Source organism: Microvirga sp. P4_G7 (assembly GCF_056401005.1).
This window is the reverse complement of record NZ_JBFUKD010000122.1, coordinates 1-7,831: the sequence shown is the minus strand read 5'-3', so window position 1 is coordinate 7,831 and position 7,831 is coordinate 1. Positions and strand designations below refer to the sequence as shown.

Genomic DNA, 7,831 nt, shown 5'->3' with positions numbered 1-7,831 from the left:
ATCGCAAGGGGGTGGAGGTTCTCCGTACGCTCGGCGAGCGGGCTCGCTTCTCGAAGGGCCTCTATGCCTGGATCGGATTCAAGAGCATCGGCGTCCCATTCGTCGTCGCCGACCGCAAACACGGCGCGACGAAGTGGAGTTTCCGCAAGCTCCTCCGCTTCGCCTTCGACGGCATCACGTCGTTCTCCAGCGTGCCGCTACGGGTGTGGACCTATCTCGGAACGCTGATCTCGATCTGCTCGATCGCGACCGCGATCTACTTCATGATCCGCACGTTGCTTTTCGGCACCGATCTCCCGGGCTTTCCAAGCCTCATCGTGTCGGTGATGTTTTTCTCAGGGATCCAATTGATGTCGCTCGGGATCATCGGCGAATATATCGGCCGGATCTTCGCCGAGGTGAAGCGGCGGCCGCTCTACATCGTAGCCGAGGAAGTCGGCGCCGTCGCGGACGCGCCGCAGCATCCCTCGCGCGGGAACCAAGGCTTTCGACGGACCTGATCGATGTACAAGAAGATCCTTTCCGTCGGCAGTTGGACGCTTCTCTCGCGGTTGACCGGCTTCATTCGCGACGTCGTCATCGCCGCGGTGATGGGTGTCGGACCGATTGCCGACGCGTTCTTCGTCGCCTTCCGCATTCCCAACCACTTTCGCACGATCTTCGGCGAAGGGGCGTTCAACAACGCGTTCCTGCCCTCCTATGCGAAGGTTCTCGAAACGGAGAAGGAGCCGGCTGCGCATTCGTTCGCGAGCCGCGTGACGACCTTGATGCTGATCGTGCAGGTCGCGCTTCTCGTCGCGGCGCTTTTCGCCATGCCGATGGTGGTCGATCTCCTCGCGCCGGGGTTTTCCAAGGACCCTGCGAAATACGAGCTCGCCGTGGCGCTGACACGCATCACGTTTCCCTACCTCCTGTTCATCACCCTCGTCACCATTCTCTCAGGCGTGCTGAACGCGCATGAGCGGTTCGCCGCCGCCGCGGCCGCGCCCGTGCTGCTCAACGTATCGATGGTCGTCGCCCTCTCCGTCGCATTTCTCTTCCCGAGCGTCGGCTATGCCGCCGCGTGGGGCGTGACGGTCTCCGGTGTCCTGCAATTGCTTCTGGTCTGGCTCGACGCAAAACGAGCCGGCATTGCGCCGGGTCTCGAATATCCGCGCTTCGACGTCGCCATGAAGAGCTTCTTCAAGACGCTCGGCCCCGCCGTCGTCGGTTCGGCCGGCGTCCAGCTCGCGATGTTCGCCGACACGATCATCGCATCGTTTCTGCCGACAGGCGCCGTGTCGGCGCTGTAMTACGCCGATCGCATCTACCAGCTGCCGCTCGGCGTCATCGGCATCGCCGCGGGGACCGTCCTGCTGCCGGAAATGAGCCGACGCATCGCTGCCGGCGATGTCGCTGGGGCGCACGGTGCGCAGAACAGGGCCGTCAGTCTCACGCTGGCCCTCGCCGCGCCGTTCCTCGTCGCCTTCGTGGCGATGCCTGATCTCATCATGGCCGCGCTCTTCAAGAGAGGCGCCTTCGACATGGAGGCGGCGCAACGCGCGGGCGCGGTTCTTGCCGCATATGCGGTGGGTCTTCCGGCCGCGGTGTTGATCCGCTCGGCGCTCGCGAGTTTCTATTCGCGCTCCGATACGATGACACCACTCATCGCGTCCCTGACCGCAGTGGTGGTCAATATCGCCGTAAAGATCATGCTGATGGATCGATACGGTGTCGTCGGCCTCGCGATCGGGACCGCCGTCGGCACATGGGTCAATCTCTTGTTGCTGTTCTTCCTCGCCCATCGACGTCAATGGATCGATCCGAGCAGCACGCTGTTTCGCGCCTGTACGGCGATTGCCGTCGCAAGCGCTTTTCTCGCTGCATTCGCTTGGTTCGCTCCGCCCATCATCGGCCAATGGACCGGTACGTTCACTACGTGGCGCGATGAAGCTCTGCTCGCGATCGTCGGTACGGGAGGCGCCCTCGCCTACGGCGCCACGCTGCTAACCGGACTTAAACTCGCCGGCATTCGCTTGTCGCGCCGCTGATCCTCGAACCTGGCGTATCTTTGTGCCGGTTTCACGTCTGCGATTTCCGTCAGCAGTTTCCGTCTCGCGGCTTTGGCGAATGGCMGGGCCTCGTCGGCGATTTCAACGAACGAGCCCGGTCCACCAATCACACTCTGGCCGTAGTAATCCTCGAGCGGCATTCCGCCTGGCCCGCCCGGCCGACCACCGGGCCGCCGGATGGCGAGAGCATTGATGACGAAGCCCTTCGCAAGAGCGTCGGCTCTCGCCGCCTCTAGGGCTCTGCCGCCGATGTTCGGCCCATCGCCCGACACGTCGATAACGCGGCGCGTGCCTTCATGCGCGTTGCCCTCCACGAGGCGTACGGAGAAGTCGATGGCGTTCGAAATCGAGTTGTAACCAGTCGCTCCGCGCGGGGCATTCATGAGCCGATCCGAAAAGACCTTCGCACTCGCCTCGTCGCGGATCACATGCCAATCGGCGATGACGACCTGCGAGCTGGGACCGCCCCATTCCATGAACGCGACGGCGATGGCGCCGATCACGCCGTCCCGCACGCCGTCGAGCACCTCTTTGCTCGTCAGCGCGTCCGCCCAACCTTTGCGCTGCAGCCGCAACTCGTCGTCGTCGATGGAGCCCGAGCCGTCTGACGCGAACACGAGTTCGAGGTCGACGGGTTCCGCGAGTGCGGGAGCACCACACAGACCCAACGCGAAAAGGCCGGGAAGGAAAGCGCGCATGACAAGCTCCACCGCCGTTCTTGGCGATGGATTGTCAGAGAGGTGGGGATCGGGAGCAATCCCCACTCATGAGAAATTGATCGCCCGAGCGCGATCCGTTTCAGGCGGCCTTGTCGTGCGCGAACGCCCAATAGAGATCCCGCGCCTTGCGATAGAGCGGACCGGGCTGGAGGTCGCGGCTGCCGATCCTCAGGACCGGCATCACCTTGGAATAATTGCCGGAGATGAAAATCTCGTCCGCTTGGGCAAAATCCTCGTAGCGCAGAGTGCTCTCCAGAACCGTGACGCCATCGTCGCGCAGCAACTGGATCACGCGCTGACGCGTGATGCCGTTCAAGAACGTTCCGTTGGGTGCCGGCGTGTGGACGACCCCGCCCTTCGCCATGAAGACGTTCGACGTTCCGGTTTCGGCCACATTCCCGAGCGCGTCACAGACCAATGCGTTGTCGAACCCGTTCGCCTTCGCCTCGCGGAGGACGCGGGCATTGTTGGGATAGAGGCAACCAGCCTTGGAATCGGTCGGCATGGATTCCAAAGTCGGTCTGCGGAACGATGATTTCATGAGAGAGAGCCCGCCCGGTATCGGCATTGGCGCCTCGAACAGCGACAGGCAGAACTGGGTCGATTCAGGATCGGGCACGATCGTCGAGAGTCCCTCCGCTTCGCCCCAATACATGGGCTTCACATAGAGCGCCGTATCGGATCCGAACTTCTTCGCGCCCTCGCGCACCAGATCCAGAATCCCCTGCAACTCCATGGTCGGCTTCAAACCGATGGAATCGGCCGACCGGTTGACGCGGGTGCAATGCCGGTCGATATCGGGCATCACGCCCTCGAAGACCCGCGCACCGTCGAACACCGAAGAGCCGAGCCAAGCGGCGTGCGAACGCGGACCGATGATCGGCGGATTTCCCTCGTGCCATGCGCCGTTGAACCAGTTCCAGGTCTTCGAATACCAAGCCATCTCTATTTCCGCCCGTGGGTCAGTGTTGTTGTCCTAACCGAACGCCCAACTCGCTTCTCCGTCAACGGAAAAACAGCCTGGATGCGAAAGGATTCGTGATCGGTCCGGTCAGGGTTTGTGATGAATGCGGTCCCCGAATGCCTGGTGCCGAGCCGACCGAGAAAACCCTCACTCCGCCAATGCGGCCAGAATGCGCGCCCAGCTCCGGGTGCCCTTGTGAAAGCTTCGCAGGTCGTATTTCTCGTTCGGCGAGTGGATTCGATCGTCGTCGAGACCGAAGCCGACGAGCAGGGTGTCGAGCCCGAGCGTGCGCTTGAAGTCGCCGACGACGGGGATCGATCCGCCTGTCCCGATCACCACCGGATCAGCCTGCCACTCGTCCTTCAGCGCTCCCTTCACGACGGTCAGCGCGGGCATGTCGAACGGCAGCGTGATTGCCCGCGAGCCTTTGTGCTTGATGAACTCCACGGAACAATCGGATGGAATCCGCGCCTCGACGAAAGCGTGGAAATTGTCGGAGATCGTCGCCGGGTCCTGGTCGCCGACGAGACGGAACGAAATCTTGCAGCGGGCCTCCGCCGCGATCACGGTCTTCGTACCCTCCCCCGTATAACCTCCGATGATGCCGTTTACGTCGCAGGTGGGGCGCGACTGTATCTGCTCGATCAGCATGCGATCCTTCTCGCCGGTCGATTTCTTCAGGCCGATCTGGCCGAGAAAGTCTTCCTCCTGCAGGTTGAGCTTCTTCCATTGCTCGAGGATTTGCGTCGGCGTATCCGGAACGCCCTCGTAGAAATCCTTGATCGTGATGCGGCCGTTCTCGTCGTGGATGTCTGCAATGATCTTGGCGAGCACGTGAACGGGATTCTGGGCCGCGCCACCGAAAGCGCCGGAATGCAGATCGCGATCGGCGCAACGCACGATCACTTCCTCGTACACCATGCCTCGCAGGGACGACGTGATCGCCGGTGTGTTCTGATCCCACATGCCGGTGTCGCAGACGAGCGCGAGATCGGTCTTCAGCTCGTCCTTGTTGGCTGCGATGAACTCGGGCAGGAACTTGGAGCCGTCTTCCTCCGCACCTTCAACCATGAACGTGATGTCGATGGGCAGCGAGCCCGTGACGGCCTTCCAGGCGCGACACGCCTCGACGAACGTCATGACCTGCCCCTTGTCATCGGACGAACCGCGCGCGCTGATCACTTTGCGCCCGTCCGGCAGTGTCGCGATCTTCGGCTCGAATGGCGGCGTGTCCCACAGATTCAAAGGATCGACCGGCTGCACATCGTAATGTCCGTAGAACAACACGTGCGGCTTCGCATTTCCCCTGGAATGCCCGACCACAACCGGATGACCCTGCGTCTCACGCAGTGACACATCGACCCCTAAGCCCTTCAACTGATCGACGAGCCATTGCCCTGCGACGTGGCAATGATCCTTGTACGCCGGATCGGTCGAGATCGAGGGAATCTTCAGCCATTGGAACAAGCGTTCCACGGATGCATCGAGATCGGTGTCGATCTTGGCGAGAACTTTGTCGAGATGAGACATGGATTTTACTCGGTTGGCCGGAAACAAACAGGGTGATTGTCGCGATATCGGATTAGATGTGACGGAGATTTCTGCTAGCGCCGCAATAACCCGCCGAGCGTGCCACGCACGATGGCACGGCCGATGGAACCGCCTTGACGACCGCCGAGCGATTTGCCGATTTCTGCGGCGAGATTGCCGACGGTTTGGTTGACGATGGTGCGGGTGACCTCACGGGTGACGCGCTGCGTCGTCGTCATCGAGCCTTTCCGCTGTCCGGTCGTGCCGAACAGCCCGCCAAGCATATCCAGAATGCCGCCTCCGCCCTGYGCCGCCTGGGCGTCCGCCGTGGCCTTTTCCGCGCGTTTCGCCAGCATTTCGTAGGCCGATTCCGAATCGACGACCTGATCGTACTTGCCTCTCATCGGGCTCGCCGCGATGATCTGCTGCCGGGTCGCGATGTCGATCGGACCAACTTGCGACATGGGTGGCGCAATCCACGTGCGCTCGACCATGGAAGGCGTTCCCTTTCCTTCGAGCGTCGACACGAGCGCCTCACCCACACCGAGTTCGGTGATCGCCTTTTCCGTATCGAAGGCCGGGTTCTGCCGAAAGGTCTGCGCGGCGACGCGAACGGCCTTCTGTTCGCGCGGGGTATACGCCCGCAAGGCGTGCTGAACCCGGTTGCCGAGCTGTGACAGAACGGTCTCCGGTACGTCCACGGGATTTTGCGTAATGAAATAGACACCGACGCCTTTCGAGCGGATCAGCCGCACGACGCGTTCGACCGTTTCAATCAACACCTTCGGTGCATCGGAAAACAGGAGGTGTGCTTCGTCGAAGAAGAACACGAGCTTGGGTTGGTCGAGATCGCCGACTTCCGGCAATTCCTCGAACAATTCGGACATCAGCCACAGGAGGAACGTCGCATAGAGACGCGGATTGTTCATCAGCTTGTCGGCGGCGAGAATGTTGATGACGCCGCGCCCGTCCCGATCGGTGCGCATCAGGTCTTTGATGCTGAGCGCCGGCTCGCCGAGAAACTCCTCGCCGCGCTGGTTTTCGAGCACCAGGAGCTGGCGCAGGATCGTGCCGACCGTCGCCTTCGAGACGTTGCCGTAGGTCGTGGTGAGCTCTTGCGCATTATCGGAGATCAGCTGCAGCAACGCGCGCAGATCCTTGAGATCCATGAGGAGCAGACCCTGCTCGTCGGCGACGCGGAAGGCGATGTTGAGCACGCCCTCCTGCACGTCGTTCAGATCGAGCAGGCGGGACAGGAGAAGCGGACCGATCTCGGAAATCGTAGCGCGGACCCGGTGACCCTGCTCGCCAAACAGATCCCAGAACACGACGGGAAACTGATCCGGCTTGTAGTCGACGCCCACTTCCGTCGCGCGCTTGACGAAAGCGTCCTTGGCGTTTCCGACGGCGGCGACGCCCGAAAGGTCGCCCTTGATGTCGGCTGCGAAAACGGGAACCCCAGCGTTGGAGAAGCCTTCGGCGAGAACCTGGAGGGTGACGGTCTTGCCGGTGCCGGTCGCCCCGGTGATCAATCCATGCCGGTTGGCGAGTTTGAGGTCGAGAAATTCGGGCTTCGTTCCCTTGCCGATGAAAATCTTGCCGTCTTCGAGCATCGTGAACTTCTCCAAATCGCCTGAATATTCATAGGCGGTCGATGGCCCAGTTTCTACTCCCCGGCAACGCTCTTGATTTCGGCCGCCCGAAGCCGAACTATCCGGCCGACATTTTCAGTGGAGAATCGCATGGAAGAGCTCATCGCCCGCGTGACGGCAAAAACCGGTCTCGACGCGGCAACCGCGACCAAGGCCATCGGCATTATCCTGACCTTCTTGAAAAAAGAGGGTCCCACGGCCGAGGTCGAACAGCTGATCGCGGCCCTCCCCGGCGCTGAGCAGGCGATGGCCCAGGCCGGCGGCGGCGGGGGAATCATGGGCATGATGGGTTCGCTCGGCGGCGGCGTCATGGGTCTCGGCAGCCAGTTGATGGGCGCCGGCGTTTCCATGGGCCAGATGCAGCCCCTCGGTCGCGAGCTCTTCGCCTATGGTCGCGAAAAGGCCGGCGAAGACGCCATGGGCCCGATCATCGGCGCCGTTCCGGGCTTGTCGCAATTCGTTTGAACCAAGCTGAACCCGACCGGGTGGCGTTCGGCCGGTCGGGTGTGCCTCGAGTGAAGGCATGTCGCGAGTAGAGGCATATCTTGAGTCGAGGCATGTCGTGCGTGAAGGAAAGACAGCGCTTTATGGCCGATCCGACTCTCGCCCTCGCCACGGAGTTCCCTGCTCCGAGCAACGATCAATGGTTGCGGCTCGTCGAAGGGGTGCTCAAGGGGGCGGATTTCAAGCGAAAGCTAGTTGGCCGGACGCTGGACGGCTTGGAGATCCAGCCGCTCTACCCGAAAGCCGCGGGCGCCAAGCCGGTGACTCGCGCGGAAGCGGGCGCGTGGCTCGTCGCCCAGCGCATGGATCATCCAGACCCGGCGACCGCCAATGCAATGGCTCTCGCCGATCTGGAGGGCGGAGCCGACGCCCTGGTCCTCGTCAATCGCAGGGCCCCGAGCGGTCATGGCT

General features: G+C 62.2%; 6 protein-coding genes and 2 pseudogenes. 4 read left to right on the top strand and 4 right to left on the bottom strand.

Annotated elements, in window-relative coordinates; translation table 11 throughout:
* Together AC1DT3_RS07950 and murJ are read left to right on the top strand one after the other, a co-directional pair.
* A pseudogene (locus AC1DT3_RS07950) lies at positions 1–500 on the top strand (glycosyltransferase); the annotation flags it as partial.
* Between the two features lie 3 nt (positions 501–503).
* Positions 504–2,030, top strand: coding sequence for a murein biosynthesis integral membrane protein MurJ (gene murJ, locus AC1DT3_RS07945; RefSeq protein ID WP_477464712.1), 1,527 nt, complete (start codon positions 504–506; stop codon positions 2,028–2,030).
* Here murJ and AC1DT3_RS07940 read toward each other — a convergent pair.
* The 4 genes from AC1DT3_RS07940 to AC1DT3_RS07925 form a co-directional block, all read right to left on the bottom strand.
* Positions 1,970–2,749, bottom strand: coding sequence for a DUF1194 domain-containing protein (locus AC1DT3_RS07940; protein ID WP_477464711.1), 780 nt, complete (start codon positions 2,747–2,749; stop codon positions 1,970–1,972). The genes murJ and AC1DT3_RS07940 overlap by 61 nt on opposite strands.
* Before the next feature lie 100 nt (positions 2,750–2,849).
* Positions 2,850–3,713: a branched-chain amino acid aminotransferase gene (locus tag AC1DT3_RS07935; RefSeq protein WP_477464710.1), complete on the bottom strand. Its 864-nt coding sequence runs from the start codon at positions 3,711–3,713 to the stop codon at positions 2,850–2,852.
* A 168-nt stretch (positions 3,714–3,881) separates the two neighbouring features.
* Positions 3,882–5,264 (bottom strand): M20/M25/M40 family metallo-hydrolase, encoded by a 1,383-nt coding sequence (locus AC1DT3_RS07930; protein ID WP_477464709.1) that lies wholly within the window; start codon positions 5,262–5,264, stop codon positions 3,882–3,884.
* Between the two features lie 74 nt (positions 5,265–5,338).
* Complete coding sequence (locus tag AC1DT3_RS07925; protein ID WP_477464708.1) at positions 5,339–6,877, bottom strand: helicase HerA-like domain-containing protein; 1,539 nt, start codon at positions 6,875–6,877, stop codon at positions 5,339–5,341.
* Between the two features lie 129 nt (positions 6,878–7,006).
* Here AC1DT3_RS07925 and AC1DT3_RS07920 point away from each other — a divergent pair, with 129 nt between their 5' ends.
* Positions 7,007–7,381, top strand: a complete 375-nt coding sequence (locus AC1DT3_RS07920; RefSeq protein WP_477464707.1) for a DUF2267 domain-containing protein — start codon at positions 7,007–7,009, stop codon at positions 7,379–7,381.
* A gap of 122 nt (positions 7,382–7,503) precedes the next feature.
* Positions 7,504–7,831 (top strand): annotated as a pseudogene (locus AC1DT3_RS07915) (methylmalonyl-CoA mutase); the annotation flags it as partial.

Bases quoted from the DNA above. Each gene is read 5' to 3' on its own strand.
- AC1DT3_RS07935 (WP_477464710.1), bottom strand. From the start codon at position 3,713: ATGGCTTGGTATTCGAAGACCTGGAACTGGTTCAACGGCGCATGGCAC.
- AC1DT3_RS07930 (WP_477464709.1), bottom strand. From the start codon at position 5,264: ATGTCTCATCTCGACAAAGTTCTCGCCAAGATCGACACCGATCTCGAT.
- AC1DT3_RS07920 (WP_477464707.1), top strand. From the start codon at position 7,007: ATGGAAGAGCTCATCGCCCGCGTGACGGCAAAAACCGGTCTCGACGCG.